Origin of the sequence: Shewanella sp. SW32, assembly GCF_025653365.1 — a bacterium.
Lineage (GTDB): Bacteria > Pseudomonadota > Gammaproteobacteria > Enterobacterales > Shewanellaceae > Shewanella > Shewanella oncorhynchi.
On sequence record NZ_JAKKSJ010000008.1, the window covers coordinates 92,948 to 109,138 of the forward strand.

The following is a 16,191-nucleotide window of genomic DNA, read 5'->3' on the forward strand; positions in this document are numbered from 1 at the left end:
GTTGGATTTTATCCTATGTCAAATGACCAAAGCGCAATGAACGAACTACACTGGCTCATCGATATGGTACAAACCATAGAGGTGGGATTAGTGGTATTAGATCGCCATTACAATATCCAGCTGTGGAACGGTTTTATGGAGAATCACAGCGGTGTTTCCCCTAATTCGATCAAAGGTCAAAACCTGTTTACCCGCTTCCCCGATCTGCCTGCCACTTGGTTAAAGCAGAAAATGGAATCGGTTTTCATGCTTAAAAACCGTGCTTTTATCAGCTGGGAACAACGTCCATACGTTTTCCAATTTAAAAACTATCGCCCGATTACAGGCCGTGCAGACTATATGTACCAGAACGTGACCCTGCTGCCGCTGGCATCGCTCACGGGACAAGTGACCCATATCAGTGTGATTATTTATGACGTGACAGATATCGCCATCAACAAATTGCAACTTAAAGCTGCCAACGAGCAACTCGAACGCCTTAGCCAAACCGATGGTCTAACTCAGTTGCATAATCGTCGTCATTGGCAAGAGTGCTTAGACCACGAGTACGACTTGTATGTCCGCTACTCAGGTATGGCAAGTTTAGTCATGATAGACATCGATAACTTTAAACATATCAACGACAGCTATGGTCATGTGGCGGGTGATAAAGTCATTCAGCATATTGCGCACTTACTCAGCCAATCCTTACGTGATACCGACTGTGCAGGACGTTATGGCGGCGAAGAATTTGCGGTCGTATTGCCTAAAACCAGCGGCGCAGATGCGATGAACTTTACCGAGCGACTCAGGGAGAAAATCGCCGCATCCGTCATAGTGTATGAAAGCCTTAAGATTACTGTGACGGTAAGTTTAGGCGTATGTGAAATTGGCTCCCATATTACCAGCAGTTCTAGCTGGATCTCCTGCTCCGATAAAGCCCTGTACGAAGCGAAACAAAAAGGCCGTAACTGCAGTGTTTTACATACGAGTAAAACAAGTAAATCCTAAGTATACCCAATAAAAATGCCCATCAATGATGGGCATTTTTATTTAAAACAAGTGAAGATTAAACTCGAGATCCGCCAACGAATTAATGAGGAAAACCATCATCTTCTTCGTCTTCATCTTCTTCGTCATCCATTTCATCGCCGACGAAATAGGTACCCCAACCGTCATATTCCACTTTCTGCTTTACCGCTAATTGCAGCAATTGCTCGGCCGCTTTGTCCAGTAATTCAACATCCAGTTTGTGGTGTGCGACAGCATCGAAACAGAAGATTATTGAACCATCCTCCAGTTCCATTTCTTCGGCATCATTCACCTCAAAACCTAATTTGAAGGCATCCACAGCCGCTTTTTCAAGACGGTCAAAATTGGTCGATGAAAAGTGATGCTCAATAACATATTCCGCATCAGGCTCTGAGCCATCGTCAAGCAGGGCTTGCACTATGTCACGATTCTCTGCAAGTTGGGCTTTTAACTGACTTTCAATAGACATGGATTTGTCTCCGTTAAGGTAAATCTGGCTCAAATTGGCATTATACGTCATCACTCGCGAGAGTTTTACCCATAAGTGCTGCCGCTTCTTGATTTATCTCAGCAAATCTCGCCGACATGCTGGCATGAATTTGCGCAGAGAAGTTTTTCACATCGGCTTTATCTAAACCTGCGGTCGGCACAGGTGCCATCATATCGATGATGACGACACCGTTATTCCAGCGATTTAACTTAATATGGCTCTGACACGAAGCAACCACTGGCACCACTGGCACTCCCGCCGCGATTGCAGTATGGAAAGCTCCCGCTTTAAAAGGTAACAGACCACGACCACGCGAACGTGTACCTTCAGGAAAAATCCATACGGATAGATTCTTCTGCTTAATTTTTTCAACCGTTTTAGCCATAGTATCAAAGGCACTGTGACGGTTTTTACGGTCGATAAGAATATTACCTGACAACCAATAGATTTGACCGAATAGTGGCATCCACGCCAAACTCTTCTTGCCTAAACTCACTGTACCTTTAGGAACTGCTGTCGTGTGAGTAAAGAGATCAAAGTTATTCTGATGATTTGCTAAGAAAATATACGGGCCGTCCTGCACATCTTCGTGCCGGCGAACAATCACTTTAATCCCAAGGATTGGTGCAACCGATGAGAAGATCTTGGCGAACATATGTACATTGTCGCGATGGCGAGGCCTTAATAAACACACTAAGCCACCAAAAATAAAGGCAAGCAACAAGGATACCGCCAACAACATTGATCTGACGATTAAAAGCACGATTTACTCCGACTGTAAAAGTGGCGACAGTATAGCCACCATGGCTTTGGGACTCAATATATTGTTTACATCTGTAAGCTGACTTGCTAACAAGCAAGCAAAAAAAGCCCATCGATATACTGAACCTCCAGTGTATCGATGGGCTTTAAGATTAATATCGAACTAAGCGTGGTGCTTGGGTAGGATTTCAGACTCAGTTGCCTGAGGTGAGACTTTACTTAACACAAAGCGGATCACTAAGGCACTCACGGCCAAAGTCGCGACAATTGCCGCACCACTAGGGAGGTCTAAGGTCGCCGACAGAACTAAGCCCAACACATAGCCCAGTAAACCGACGAGGTAAGCGTAAAATAGCCGACCTTTACCACGGTACTTGTTCAACGCTAAAGCTGGCAATATCAAGGTACTGAACACCAGATAAACACCTACTAATTCAACCGATAAGGTAATCACTAACGCAAATAGCAGATAAAATCCTGCCCCGTCCAACATCTGGGGGCGCAGGAATATCGCTAATAACACCAGTGAATACACCACAGCCGGCAAAATCAGTTGTGACCAACTCACCCACAGGATCTGACCTGACATCAATTGCTTTAACAACTCGGCGCCATGTGGGTCGTTTGCCAGCAACAGCATTGCAGCCACCGCAGACAAGACGTAAAAGCAGCCAATCATAGCCTCTAACTCACCCACCATCCGCTTAGCTAACCAAGCGATAAAACCTGCACCCGCAAGGGCAAACAGCGCTGGCATCCACACATTAGCAAACGGCATGTCTTCTAATCTGTGGTCCATGTGAGCGACGATGGCACCTAAGGCTGCTACTTGCGCTATCGCTAAATCAATAAAGATGATGCCACGCTTAAGCACTTGTCTCCCAAGTACAATATGCGTCGACAACACTAAGATCCCCGCTGCTAATGCAGGTAACAGAATCGACATCAGCTCAAGATCAAACATAGGTTTATTTCACTCCATTTAAGAGGGAAATCACGCTGTCATACAGGCTAAATAAATCTTGGCTCTTATCATTCCCCCCCACAGACATAGGTAGCATTACCACGGGCAAGTTCGCTTTTTCACCCAGCCATTTTGCACCGCGCTCATCCTGATAAGATGCTACAACCACGGCCAAAATATCCCCCTGCTCGGCGCGCGTCAGCAGACTCGCTAAGTGACCGCTAGTGGGAGCTAAACCCGGTTTTGGCTCTAAATCTGCCACTTGCTCGATACCAATCCAGTTGAATAAGTATCTAAAGCTTGAGTGGTAAGCGATCACTTTTTTACCTTGTAATCCCTTAGCTTGCGCTTCCCAACGCGGGACTGCGGCTTGCCAGCGAGTGGTAAAATCTGCCAGTGACTGTTGATAATCTGCCGCACCAGCAGGATCTAGCTGAGTCAGCTTAGCACTCAGTGCCGTGGCGACTTTTAACAGTCGCGTCGGGTCAAAATGAATATGTGGATTGCCTTGAGCATGCACATCCCCCATGCTGCGATCGACACTGGACAGTTTATCTAAAGTTTCGATTTGATCGGCTGCGAAAAACAAGCCTTGCTCGGTCGAGCGCACTTTTGCGTTTGCCGACTTCATCTGCAGCATAGGCAACCAACCCACTTCAAGATCGGCACCTGCGCACACCACAAGATCCGCCTGACGCATTTTAGCGATCAAACTCGGACGCGCCTGCACTTGGTGAGGGTCTTGTAATGCCGTCGTTGCCGAATAGATGCTAGCCGTTGGAGCAAGCTCCTTGGTCAATGCCGCGTATTCAGGTTCACAGGCAAACACATTCAGCTCGGCATGGGCCAAACCAGTATAAGTGACAGATAAGGCCACAGCGGCCAATTTAGCTAAATTAGAATTGATGCGCACCGTGAGCCCCCAGAGACATAATATATTGAATAGTGAAGATGTTATCGTCTTCTATTCCATCGAAGTTAGTACCCTTTTGATTGGTATACTGGAAACGAACCGTCGAGAAGTGGCTAGAATGCCAAGCCAAACTCACCTCAGATTCCTTCAACTTTTGCCCATGAAAATGATCGCCATGGAGCTCTTGCGTATCAGCTTCACCATAACGCACACCCGCTGACCAGCTCGGCGTGAATTGATACACACTGCTCAGATACCAACCTTGGTGGTAATCTTGGCTCGGTGCATCCTCAGGATGTAAATCGATAGGTGTAAAATCGCTCACGCGGTAGTACTCACCGCTCACTGTGAGATTTTGATATTTGTAGTTACCGTTAGGCGCCCACTTATACACAAAATCAGCACCATAGGTATTTTTACCTGTGTAAGATGCGGCATGGCTATGACCTTCGTGCTCATCACCATGAGCATGCTCATCTTCATGTTCCCCTTCTTCATGGGCAGTCACTTGGCCATTTTCGTTGCGCAAGTAACTCAACCCCGCTTGCCATGAGCTATTATCGCCTATGTCGCCACCTATTTTTGAGTACAAGGTATAAACACCGACCTTCTTAAACTCACGCTCACCATGCTCATCGGCAGCATGTAAACTATCGCCTTTAAAGGCTTCAACGCCCATGGTCCAATACAAGTCCGTCGGCGCTACGTAGTTAAAACGTATACCGTCATCAAAATAATGTCCCCCTAAGAATGCACGGTAAACCACAGGACGGTCGGTGAAGGAATCAGTATGTAAATGTTGGTTATTGAGGTAACCAATGTCCGATAAGAAACGGCCACCACGGATAGAAAAACCCGCTGGCATCGCCATGGTTTGAATAAAGGCTTCTTCCAGATTCAGTTCAGTCTCACCGTCATGCATTTCAACTACTGCGGTGATTTTACCGTAAAACATATCATCGATATTGGCACTCATCGCCAGTTCAGTTTCACCTAAACCAAAGCCATCTGGACTCTCGGCTAATGGGCGCTCTCCCGTCTGATAATATCCATTTAGCACACCACTGATATTAGGGTTGGTCAAGCTCGAGTCTTCTGCAAATAAGCTAGGCGAAACGAGCGCACACGCCAAAGCCACCAAAGAAATTCGGGTATTTAAAACAGTCATGATATCTCCAAAATACAACTAGCACTCGACGACCGATATAAAGTCATCAAGAAATACAATAAGTTAAAATTTTAAGTTGATTTAGAGAGCGAAGGGAGGCGCACGACTGCGATAAACACTGACGTGTTCAAAAATAGAGGAAGGTAAAATAAATTCGACCACATCGAAATGCTGTATAGCTAAATTCAGCGTCAGCGGATCGGTCAATAAAATCTTGTTGAGTTGGTGCTGATGGAAGCACAGAGTACAGTGAGTCTTAGCGCCATCATCAAGATGGGTCACACTATGGGCTGAGGCAGCAAGAGACAGCAATATCAGTACGGCAGCAAGCCATATCGAAATTGTGCGTCTAATGTGACTTTTAAGTCTCACTCAGTCGTCCCCATAGTTAAAAAGTTGCATAAGTCTATGTCAGTGCCATAGCAAGTTGCAATAAGGTAATCGCTTTGCAAAAGGTTACAAGATATTTGAGGTACCCAGTCTTACCAATAACTTCTTGTTTCAATAGCGGTAGGATCTTGTGAGAACTCAGGTAAAAAAACGCATTTAAGATTAGCTTAAGTGAGTGTAACTATAGTGTATTTAGTTTTTATGTCTGCGAGCACAATGACGAAATCAAGCTCGATATGGCTCCGTTTTATCCACCTAAAGGCAACTATTATGCTAGCATTTTTTCGTGAAAACTTAGGGCTTATCTTAGGGATAGTCATCTTCAGCGCGGTGATATTTGGTGGTATTTATTACGTTGAGCACTCCTTAACGAGTCAAGAACAAGTCGTGCAGTAAACAAAGACTCATTAAGCGCGGCTGAAGTTCACCCCTTAAACCCTCTTAATTGCATTTTGAGCGCCTGCTAAAGGCGCTCAAATGATGTTCGTCTCTGGAAAATTTACCGCCGATTTTCCTATCCATAACGAATCCACTTATTAGCCTAACGATACTTCTGTCTTTGATCGCTATCATCGACTTGCTCGGGCGCTTCAATGGTGATGACTTGATCCATAAAATGGCTCACAAACAACAACATCAACGAAAAAATCATTACAGGGATCGCAAAATACCGCACAGAGGCATCAAAGTAACTGTATCCCGCCGTAAACACACTCAAATAAAATCCTAATAACTTGAGTTTAGCCAATGTTGGACTGCGGCCTAACCAAGCCGCACAATGGGGACAACGCACTTGAGCGTCGAAACCTTTGCCTCTTTGCTGGCTAATGTCACTGACCTTGATGTACTGATTACAATGGGAACACAACATGAAAACACGATTCCTAAATAACGATGCGCAAGTTTACCAGATACCGACTAGAGTTCGGCCTGTAAATACCCAAAATGTCGGAAAAAGCAGATAAAGCACCGCACTCAAGGTTAAGCTCAAATCAACCCTTCCCTAAAAAGTTTAATTCCAAGGGCTATTTCACTCGCAGATATTTTACAGTAGATCCGGCAACATCTATCATACTCAGACATATTTCTACTTAAGATCACTCCTATGCACCGCTACCTCGCTCTCGTGTTTGCCCTGCTAATACCACTACTCAGCCTTTCATCCCAAGCGCAAACTGAACCTGTCGCTGCAACCGAAAGCCCATTAAGCACTCCTGTAACGCTCAAGGCAGAACTGGCAATGCTGCAACAGGCTATCGATACGGATATACGTAAACTAAAAAATGCCAAAGGCGAATTGAAGACAATTGTTGAATATCGAATTCAAAACAAAACCTTACAGTTACGTAATAAGATTAAAGATCTGCTCGAAGCAACGCCAATCGACAAGGCTTTTCTGCAGCCATTAATCCAAGGACAACTTAACTACATCCAACAAATTGATGCTTATATCGATGACAACATTAGTAAATTGGAACAGCAATTAGGTTCGAGCACAGATGATGCGACTCTGCTGGAAATATCAAAGCGCGAATTAGAAAAAGACACCTATTACAAGCAACAACTCGAGACGCTCACTTGGCTCGAACAAGTTGGCCAAGATATTAGCGAAGCACAAAAATCACTGATGCAAATTTTAGTTGCTCGTGCCGATACGCTAGAAAGTTTAGTGACTTATACCCAGCAACAACTACAAACAGCAATCGATACCGCAACTAATGCAGGTAAAGATGTCACTTCGGCACAAACCAGCCACGTAATGATGCTAAAGGAACGCTTAGCACAGAATAGTCAGAGCTTGAATATCGACATCAGCCTACTCGACGCCTTAGGCCATGATACCGCCGCGCTGAAAAAGACACTCTTTAGTGTTTCAGGTGATATTACTCAAGATGTGTTGAACTTTGATGTGGCATCAAGGCTCATTGAGCAGTGGCTAAATACGGCACAAGAACAAGCGATTAATCACGGCCCAACCGTCGTGTTTAAGTTATTTGTTTTCTGTTTGATCTTGTTTATTGCGGGTCTCGCCGGCAAGTTAGCCAAACAGATAGTGAAAAATACCGTTAGCAATTCTAAGTTGAATTTAAGTAAGTTATTACAAGACTTCTTCACCTCGCTATCAGGTAAAGCCGTCTTTACTATCGGGCTGTTAATTGCCCTTTCACAGCTTGGGATCGAACTTGGTCCCTTGCTCGCAGGCTTTGGTATCGCGGGTGTTATTATTGGTTTTGCCCTGCAAGATACCCTGTCGAATTTCGCCTCAGGCATGATGATCTTAATTTACCGTCCCTATGATGTGGGCGATTTGATCAACGCCGCTGGCGTCACCGGGCGCGTCAGTCACATGAGCCTTGTCTCCACCACGATTAAAACCATGGATAACCAACGTCTTATTATTCCTAATAATAAGATTTGGGGTGACACAATTAACAACATCACAGCTGAGCATCAACGTCGAGTCGATATGACCTTTGGGATCAGTTATAGCGACAGCATCGAACAAGCTGAAGCGATTCTCAAGTCCATCGTCGAAGCGCATCCTAAGGTACAACCATTGCCAGAACCGACGATTAAACTACATCTATTGAGCGAATCTTCGGTCGACTTTATCGTTCGCCCTTGGGCAAAACCGGAAGATTACTGGGAAGTGTATTGGGACATTACCCGCGAAGTGAAAATGCGCTTTGACGCCGAAGGGATCAGTATTCCCTTCCCACAGCGTGATGTGCATATCTATCAAACCACGAAATCACCGCTTTAAACCAGCGTTAAACGAGAGAAGAAGGGCGTTGCAATGAGCTCGCCCTTATTTTTATCTCTGGCCTATAAATCTCTGCATCAAGTGTTAGCCTAAGCCGACTATCTCACCTTGCGCATCAATATCAATTTTTAAGTAACCCGGTTTCAGCCCAAGTCCTGGCATAGTCATCACATTCCCCACCAAGGCGGTAATAAACCCCGCACCAGCATGCAAGACTAAACCACGCACTGGGATCTCAAAGTCCTGAGGAACGCCCTTTAAGCTAGGATCGTGACTAATTGATAACGGCGTTTTGGCCATACACAGGGGCAAATGTCCATAACCTAATACGGTCAGCTGCTGCGCCTGTTGTTTGGCCTCGATAGAAAGGCTAACGCCCGCTGCGCCATACCCCACCTCGGCTAAAGTGGATAACTTAGCCTCCAATGAGGCTTCATCTGAATATAACAGCTTGAACTGACTCTCGGTTTCAGCGGCGCGAACCACAGTCTGCGCTAAGGCGACAGCGCCAGCCTCCCCTTGGCTAAAAGCATCGCTGACCTCACAGCCAAAGGCGCTGCTCGCGTTGACGGCTTCAGTTAGCCATTGCAACTCGGCATCAGTGTCAGTGGCGAAACGGTTAATGGCAACCACCACAGGAATACCATAGCGAGCCACATTATTGATATGCCAGTTTAAATTTGCAAAGCCTGCTTCGAGTCGAGCCTGATCTGGTAGATTGATATCTGACTCAGACACTAAACCACTATTGGCCTTCAGCGCTTTTAAAGTAGTGACCAGCACAGCGGCAGCGGGCACCTGACCCGATTGACGCACCTTGATATTACAGAACTTTTCAAAGCCCATATCTGAGCCAAAACCAGCTTCAGTCACCACAAAATCCGCCAGTCTGAGGGCGATGTCATCGGCAATAATGGATGAATTACCGTGGGCAATATTGGCAAAGGGTCCCGCATGGATCAGGCAAGGTGAACCATTTAAGGTCTGCATTAACGTCGGCTTTATCGCATCCGCCATGATGGCCGTCATCGCGCCAGCGACACCTAAGTCTTCGGCTGTGATCACTTGCCCTTGAGTATTTAACGCCAGCACTAGACGACCGATCCGTACCCGCATATCCGCCAAATTATGACTTAAGGCTAAAATCGCCATTAACTCAGAGGCGGCGGTGATATCAAAACTGGAGGCGTACTCTGGGCCATTATTATCGCCTAAGCCCACCTGGATTTGCCTAAGACAGCGATCGTTGTGATCGACCACTCGGTGCCAACGGATCTCACTGGGATCGATATCCAAAAACGCTTGCCCAGATTGCGCCTCAAATTCCGCCTTACCTAAGCGCGCTTCATGAAATAGCCGCGCCGCAATCGCCGCTGCCCCTAAATTGTGGGCACTGCTGACGGCATGAATATCACCCGTGAGATGCAAATTCATCTCCTGCATGGGCACCACTTGCGCATAACCGCCACCCGCAGCGCCACCTTTTACCCCAAATACAGGCCCCATGCTGGGCTGGCGAATACAGGCACAGGCCTTTTTGCCTATGGCATTTAACGATTGCGTTAAGCCAATGCTAGTCACCGTTTTACCTTCACCGTGAGGCGTAGGCGTGACTGCGGTGACGATAATCAATTTGCCTTTGCGCTGCCCAGCCAAACGCTGCAACACACTGAGCTCGACCTTGGCTTTAGTGTGACCAAATTGCATCATCTCTTCGGGTAATAGACCTAAGTCGGCGCCCAGTTCATTAATGTCTTTTAGGCTAGCGCGATTCGAAATATCCGTATCTGTCAGCATGCGTCGATTTCTCCCTTTCAAATACGCTTTGGTTTAGTATGAGGGGTTGCTAAGCACAACACTCATTGAATAGGGCGGATATTAGGTGATTGGCTTTAAGATATATAGCCGTCGAAAGGGTTAATGAGCGATTCCTTAATCTGCATCAAATAATCTGCCCTGCGTCCGAGCGGCTCAAGAGTGCCGTTGCCTCAAATGAGATCCAGCTCGACGCCAGCAATGGTTCAGTATATGGCAGGCATCTATGGGTCACAGCGTACCTTGATTTTTGTTTCTCAAAAGCAACAACCATAAACAACAACGGCGCCAGAAGGCGCCGTTGTTGTATTTATTATTGAGTGCGGCTTAAAACTGCACATCGCCACTTAAATGAGGTCGACGGCCTTTGCTGTCACGTAATTCAAATACCATATTATTAGCATTCTGCTCATAGCCAAATCCAACATCGGCAGGCATCAAAAGTGGCAGTTTAAAGGTCACATCCACAGTGAATGGACGATCGCCAATACTTGGCATCAACTCTGCTAAACAACGGGCCTTAGACCACATGCCATGCGCGAGAACGCGATCAAAGCCAAAACGCTTTGAAAGCACTGGATGCAGATGGATCAAGTTATAGTCGCCAGATGCCTTAGCATAACGACGACCTAAATCTTCACTCAAACTCCAGCTTTGTGGTGTTTCCCATGCCATATCAATGGCTTTAGGTGGGCGAACGCGACGCCCAGCAACATCGATACGATATAAATAGGTGGATAGCGATTCCCAGACGAGTTCTTCACCCACAAACGCCTTAGACACAAATTCAAACTCTAAGCCAGAATCCGTCTCGCGGCTCGTGGTCAAAGCGCACTCGAGGGAGAAAGTCTCGTCCACCGTCACAGGCCGATACACTTGAATGCGGTTCTTAAGGTGGATCATCCCAAGCAGTGGGAAAGTGATCCCATCGTGGGTAAAGATCACCGCATGCAGGCGAAATGCCATCACGTAGAGATAGGTTGGCGGTAGAACTTTACCGTCAAATTGAAAACCACACACCTGCGCATATTGGCTTACTTTAGCTTCAGACACAGTCACATGCGGCGCGGTCACCTTGATTTGGGGCAACGGCTGTTGATCCCAACCAGGCTTACGGCCAAAGAAGATCTTGCGATAAAGAGAAAACAGCGACGGCATCGCGTTCAATTCAACACAATATGCATTATTCAAGTCTGAGTACCTTTTAATTAACTATCCCTTGGCACAAAAATACATTGCCATAAATTACCCCGCACAGACGAGTAACGTCTGATCAATCAAGCTGATAACGAGTGTAAAACAGGCAGTGCTGCGTCTTAATAAGGGCTGATGCTGACTCTCCGAATGGACAACTATACCCAAACAACCTGAAAATGCAGGATTCAGCGGGAATTTAACGCACTTTAGGCAAGGCCCTTTATTGCTCCTGCATAAATGGCATTCACGCCATCCATGGCGATTGCGGTTATTTGCGGACCTAGTGGACTAAGTTCAAAATAACCAACACAGCATAAAGTGCGTTAAAACCCGCCGGGACGGAGCGCCTAGGGCACTTCACTTCCGTGTTGCATCAATTCAAAAGGTGGCCGACATTCTGTCATTGATGCGCCTTGAATTGAAGCACCCTAGGCGCTCTGAAACTCGTATCTTCAGGTCGCTTGGGTATATAGAGTCAGGTTTGGCGAAAACGGCGTGATTATAACCCAGAGCACTGAGTTCTGTGTATCCCTAAGTTTAGTAGGAATAATTACTACTAATAAAATCAATACATTAAGAATTAACGATGCAAATTTATCCATCTCAACTCGGCAATAACATCTCCAGAGTGCGAAAAATTTACGACTGTGTCACACTATCGTTCCACTCTCTTTAACCTAGTTATCACGTGCAAGATAAGAATTTTGATAAGCTCGCGCAAAAATTTGCGAAAAACATCTATGGCACGCCCAAGGGCGAAATTCGTGCCGCAGTGCTATGGCGCGACCTCGTCCCCGCGCTGGCAAAACTGGGGGATAAAAAACTCAGAGTATTAGATGCGGGCGGTGGTTTTGGTTACTTTAGCCAAAGATTAGCGCGCCTCGGCCACGAAGTTGTACTCTGCGACATCTCTGCTGAGATGCTGGCTCAAGCCAAAGAACAAATTGATGCCTCACCTGAACCATTAGCTATCCAGCTTATCCATGCGCCTATCCAAGCATTATCGGTCGATAACCATGGCTATTTCGATATCATACTGTGTCATGCGGTCGTTGAATGGTTAACGGATGCTAAGCCCACTGTAGCGGGTTTACTTACTATGCTAAAACCCGGCGGATTATTCTCTTTGATGTTTTACAACAAAGAAGCCATGCGCTTTCATGCTTTAGTGTCGGGCAATTTCGATTACGTCGCCGCTGATTTAAAAGTGAAGAAGAAAGTGCGACTAACGCCCACTCATCCGCTTTATATTCAAGAAGTTAAAGATTGGTTTAGCGAGTGGCGAATGTCGCTCATCAGCCAGTCTGGCGTGCGTGTAATCCACGACTATTTGAAAAAGAGTCAGCCCGCGGATTTCGACTATCAAAAGCTGCTACAAATGGAGCTGGAGTACTCGCAACGCGAACCCTATATTTCCCTCGGCCGATATGTGCATTTTTTAGGGCAGAGTCCTGCAGGTTAAATGCGCGTCGCTCTAAGCGCAGCGACCTAAACGATTACTGACAAGTCTGTTTCCAGCAGGCGCTCACTTTGGCGCCTGCTTGCTCTAGCAATTGCACCACGCTTTTATCCCCTACCACATGGCCAGCACCAACCACCACAAACAAAGGTGAAGTCACATCAGTCGAGCCCATTAATTTTATAATGCCATCGGCCATCACATGGTTTCGCTGCCAGAGGATTTTCTCTAGCATTTTAGTGTCGCCCTCGCCGCCCATTTGCTCCTGCATTATGGAATCAAGCTCAGTTTCATTACCTGAACGCCAAGCCGTTATTAACGATAAAAGCTCCGCATCCGATGCGCTAATCGCCTCACGCACCATAGACCACTGCTCTTGGCTATTAAAAGACGCTAACAATTGAAATTGTGACTCGGCGGTTTCCAACGGATACACAGGCAAAGTCGCATATCGAGCCATCAACTGCATATCAACGCCATAATCCGTGCTGTAACCTAAGTCGTTATAACGCAATAAGTTAACTTGAGTAGCCTGCAGCCAAGGTGCAAAAGATTGTATCGACTGACAAACATTTGCCGTGGCCGCGCAGTAAGGCGTCATGCTCTCAACTGTTTGTTTATCTCGGCTCTGCCAATCTAAACCTTTGGCTTTATCGGCGCGGCCGTATTGCTGCAGTAAGGCTGTGCTATCGACTTTATTGATATCGACTTCTACGACTAAGCCCTTAGCTTTACCCAACGCGATTTCAATTTGGGTGGGTAAAGGATAAAAGTCGGCACGTCCAATATGAATCGAACCCAGCAAATACGCGCTCTTGCCTTGCCATTGCACTTGATAAAATGGTGGTTTATCGGTTTCTGCACCCGCCACTTTCGTGCTCAAACCCGCTAACGCCAGAAAACAGATTGATGCAATTAGTCGCCATTGGCTTGTTGCCATATCCTTTGCCCCTTATAATTCCTGCAAATTTTGCAATGAGACGCTGTTATGCCACATACCAAGGTTATAGAGCAACTGAAAGAAAATCTTCAAATCGCCTATCGCCAAGCCATAGACGCCGACGCTAAGTTAGATGAACTAAAGAAAGCTGGCCATGGAAACTTCACCAGCATATTCACGGCAGAACAAGGTTTTATCGCTTCGAGTAATCGCTTTCTGCCCTATGTGCAAGAGTTGGTCGATGACTTAACTCGCATGGAAGGACATCAAACGCTCGATCCTAAAGAACTCGAAACCTATGTGCGTCAGTTAGGCGCATTACTGCAAACATTGCAGGCCTTTAAGAAGCAAAGCTAAACCGAGATTAGGAGCTGGAACTCACCTTAGATTTCAGCTCTTTCCATGGTATATCTAATCAAGCCCACCAACACAGATAGATAGCACTAAGCTTCCCCAAAACTGTCATCATTTTGTCATTTCTAAGTCATAGACTCCGCTCACATAGACGAAGGGGCTGACGTAATGACAAGTTTAGATCTGGCTAAAGAGCTCGATAAAATAATCTCTAAAGCGGCAATCAGTCCCTTATTTCAGCCAATTTTCAATATATTAGAACATAAAATTCATGGTTTTGAGGCGTTAAGCCGTGGCCCTGAACACAGCCCGTTATACTCCCCAGTCCCGCTATTTCAGACCGCCGAACATCAAGGTAAATTAAGCGAGCTAGAAACCCTTTGTCGCCGTATTTCACTCGAGCAATTTAAGTTGCGTCAGTTTCAAGGCAAGCTGTTTATCAATATCTCGCCCAAGGCATTATTAGATCCTGCCCACCCCAAGGGCATGACCTTACAACTGCTGCAACAACTCGGCATAGCGCCATCACAGGTTGTGATTGAACTTTCAGAGCAATATCCCGCCGATGATATCGATTTACTCAAATCCTGCTTGAATCACTATCGTAGCCAAGGTTTTTTAACAGCGATCGATGACTTAGGTGCAGGTTATTCGGGTCTGAGACTCTGGTCAGAATTGTCACCCGACTATGTCAAAATCGACCGTCACTTTATCCATCAGATTGATTCGACTCCCGTCAAACAGGAATTTGTCCGCTCGATTGTGGAGTTATGCCAAAGTTTAACCTGCAAAGTGATAGCCGAAGGAATTGAAACGCAAGAGGAATTAGCCGTACTCAAACAACTGGGTATCGTCTATTGCCAAGGCTACTTACTCGGCCGTCCAGAAGTACTCCCCTGCCGCGCGATGAAAGCGACCTTAGTGCCAAGCAATACTCAAATTCAACCTAGATACAGCGAATCGGCCGAGAGCCTGTGCACGAGCGCCATAACCGTAGTGCCTACACTTAAACTCAAATTTTTAAGTGACACCTTTATCTCGCAACCTGCATTACAGGCGGTTGTAGTGGTCGATAACCAGTTGCCACTCGGTATTATCAGCCGCGCGACCTTACTTGAACTCTTCAGCACACCCTATGGTCGCGCCTTACATGAAAATCATGCTGTGAGTGAAGTGATGGACCCGCAAGTCATCCAGATTGAGGCCAACGAACCATTATCCATCGTAAGTCAATTACTGACCTCAGAGAGTGCTAATACGGTAGCGCAACAGTTCATTATCCTTCGCCGTGGTAAACTACTCGGCATAGGCCATACCAAGGATCTGCTACAAAGGATCACAGAGCACAGAATTAAGATGGCGCGCCATGCAAATCCTCTTACAGACTTGCCGGGTAATGTGCCCATTCAAGAGGAATTAAAACGCCTTAAGATCCAAAAGAAACATTTTTATCTAGCCTATTTTGATCTGTGTAACTTTAAGCCCTATAACGATATTTATGGATTTTGCCGTGGCGATGAAGTGATTTGTGAAGTGGCGAATCTGTTACTGAAGTATAAAAGCGACAATTGCTTTGTTGGCCATGTCGGCGGCGATGACTTTGTAATTATCAGCACCTGTGAGCATATGATCAGCCGTTGCCAGCGAATTCTAGCGGATTTTGAAACCCATAAGCATTTATTTTATAGCGCAGATCACTGGCTGGCCCAGGAAATGCTCGCCGACGATAGAAAAGGTGAAGCCTGTTACCATCAATTGATCAGTCTATGTGTAGGCATTTTACCACCCGCACTCACCTTTAACGCCCATGAACACAGTCTATCGACCTTAAGCGCTAGGGCAAAAAAACAGGCAAAATCCGCAAATAACGGATTTTACCTGTTAGAAAATCATCTGATTATCGACACTCAGGCACTAACGGCATAGTTAAACAGCTTAAATCCTCAGCATTACCGCCCGATATG

16 protein-coding genes and 1 pseudogene are annotated in these 16,191 nt (G+C 46.1%); 7 read left to right on the forward strand and 10 right to left on the reverse strand.

What is annotated here, in order from left to right:
- Positions 1-15: 15 nt before the first annotated feature.
- Complete coding sequence (locus L5M28_RS06430) at positions 16-990, forward strand: sensor domain-containing diguanylate cyclase (RefSeq protein ID WP_263202795.1); 975 nt, start codon at positions 16-18, stop codon at positions 988-990.
- An 82-nt stretch (positions 991-1,072) separates the two neighbouring features.
- Here L5M28_RS06430 and rraB read toward each other — a convergent pair whose 3' ends face one another.
- From rraB to L5M28_RS06460, 6 genes are all read right to left on the reverse strand, one after another.
- Positions 1,073-1,480: a ribonuclease E inhibitor RraB gene (gene rraB, locus L5M28_RS06435; RefSeq protein WP_113939164.1), complete on the reverse strand. Its 408-nt coding sequence runs from the start codon at positions 1,478-1,480 to the stop codon at positions 1,073-1,075.
- A 40-nt stretch (positions 1,481-1,520) separates the two neighbouring features.
- Positions 1,521-2,264 (reverse strand): 1-acylglycerol-3-phosphate O-acyltransferase, encoded by a 744-nt coding sequence (locus L5M28_RS06440; protein ID WP_105250295.1) that lies wholly within the window; start codon positions 2,262-2,264, stop codon positions 1,521-1,523.
- Positions 2,265-2,426: 162 nt separating this feature from the next.
- Entirely contained in the window at positions 2,427-3,227 is an 801-nt protein-coding gene (locus L5M28_RS06445; RefSeq protein WP_263202797.1) for a metal ABC transporter permease, read from the reverse strand.
- 4 nt (positions 3,228-3,231) lie between these two features.
- Entirely contained in the window at positions 3,232-4,140 is a 909-nt protein-coding gene (locus L5M28_RS06450) for a metal ABC transporter solute-binding protein, Zn/Mn family (protein ID WP_263202798.1), read from the reverse strand.
- On the reverse strand, positions 4,124-5,308 hold the full coding sequence (locus tag L5M28_RS06455) for a hypothetical protein (RefSeq protein ID WP_131523951.1): 1,185 nt from the start codon (positions 5,306-5,308) through the stop codon (positions 4,124-4,126). Before L5M28_RS06455 ends, L5M28_RS06450 begins: the two co-directional genes overlap by 17 nt.
- 81 nt (positions 5,309-5,389) lie before the next feature.
- Entirely contained in the window at positions 5,390-5,680 is a 291-nt protein-coding gene (locus L5M28_RS06460) for an ABC-type zinc uptake system zinc chaperone (RefSeq protein WP_263195924.1), read from the reverse strand.
- A gap of 288 nt (positions 5,681-5,968) precedes the next feature.
- Between L5M28_RS06460 and L5M28_RS06465 the strand changes: the two genes are divergently transcribed.
- Positions 5,969-6,094 carry a hypothetical protein gene (locus L5M28_RS06465; protein WP_105250299.1) on the forward strand — a complete coding sequence of 42 codons (126 nt, stop codon included), beginning with the start codon at positions 5,969-5,971 and terminating at the stop codon, positions 6,092-6,094.
- A 145-nt stretch (positions 6,095-6,239) separates the two neighbouring features.
- Here L5M28_RS06465 and L5M28_RS06470 read toward each other — a convergent pair whose 3' ends face one another.
- The gene (locus tag L5M28_RS06470) at positions 6,240-6,569 is read right to left on the reverse strand and encodes a hypothetical protein (RefSeq protein ID WP_113939169.1); all 330 of its coding nucleotides are present in this window, start codon (positions 6,567-6,569) and stop codon (positions 6,240-6,242) included.
- A 234-nt stretch (positions 6,570-6,803) separates the two neighbouring features.
- On the opposite strand from L5M28_RS06470, the gene L5M28_RS06475 reads away from it, so the two are divergent.
- A complete protein-coding gene (locus L5M28_RS06475) occupies positions 6,804-8,462 on the forward strand; it encodes a mechanosensitive ion channel family protein (RefSeq protein WP_263202800.1) in 1,659 nt (552 codons plus the stop codon).
- An 84-nt stretch (positions 8,463-8,546) separates the two neighbouring features.
- On the opposite strand, the gene L5M28_RS06480 is transcribed toward L5M28_RS06475, so the two are convergent.
- Positions 8,547-10,259 (reverse strand): formate--tetrahydrofolate ligase, encoded by a 1,713-nt coding sequence (locus L5M28_RS06480; RefSeq protein ID WP_263202802.1) that lies wholly within the window; start codon positions 10,257-10,259, stop codon positions 8,547-8,549.
- 167 nt (positions 10,260-10,426) lie between these two features.
- Between L5M28_RS06480 and L5M28_RS24145 the strand changes: the two are divergent.
- Positions 10,427-10,524, forward strand: a pseudogene (locus L5M28_RS24145) (oxidoreductase); the annotation flags it as partial.
- A gap of 80 nt (positions 10,525-10,604) precedes the next feature.
- Here L5M28_RS24145 and L5M28_RS06485 read toward each other — a convergent pair.
- Positions 10,605-11,435: a MaoC/PaaZ C-terminal domain-containing protein gene (locus L5M28_RS06485; RefSeq protein ID WP_081729006.1), complete on the reverse strand. Its 831-nt coding sequence runs from the start codon at positions 11,433-11,435 to the stop codon at positions 10,605-10,607.
- A 727-nt stretch (positions 11,436-12,162) separates the two neighbouring features.
- Here L5M28_RS06485 and L5M28_RS06490 point away from each other — a divergent pair.
- Positions 12,163-12,936, forward strand: a complete 774-nt coding sequence (locus L5M28_RS06490; RefSeq protein ID WP_263178301.1) for a methyltransferase domain-containing protein — start codon at positions 12,163-12,165, stop codon at positions 12,934-12,936.
- 34 nt (positions 12,937-12,970) lie between these two features.
- Here the strand turns inward: L5M28_RS06490 and L5M28_RS06495 are convergent, their stop codons facing one another.
- A complete protein-coding gene (locus L5M28_RS06495) occupies positions 12,971-13,873 on the reverse strand; it encodes a TraB/GumN family protein (protein ID WP_263178304.1) in 903 nt (300 codons plus the stop codon).
- A 48-nt stretch (positions 13,874-13,921) separates the two neighbouring features.
- On the opposite strand from L5M28_RS06495, the gene L5M28_RS06500 reads away from it, so the two are divergent.
- Together L5M28_RS06500 and L5M28_RS06505 are read left to right on the forward strand one after the other, a co-directional pair.
- Entirely contained in the window at positions 13,922-14,230 is a 309-nt protein-coding gene (locus L5M28_RS06500) for a prephenate dehydrogenase (RefSeq protein ID WP_263178306.1), read from the forward strand.
- 165 nt (positions 14,231-14,395) lie between these two features.
- The gene (locus tag L5M28_RS06505; RefSeq protein ID WP_263182568.1) at positions 14,396-16,153 is read left to right on the forward strand and encodes a GGDEF domain-containing protein; all 1,758 of its coding nucleotides are present in this window, start codon (positions 14,396-14,398) and stop codon (positions 16,151-16,153) included.
- Positions 16,154-16,191 lie beyond the last annotated feature (38 nt).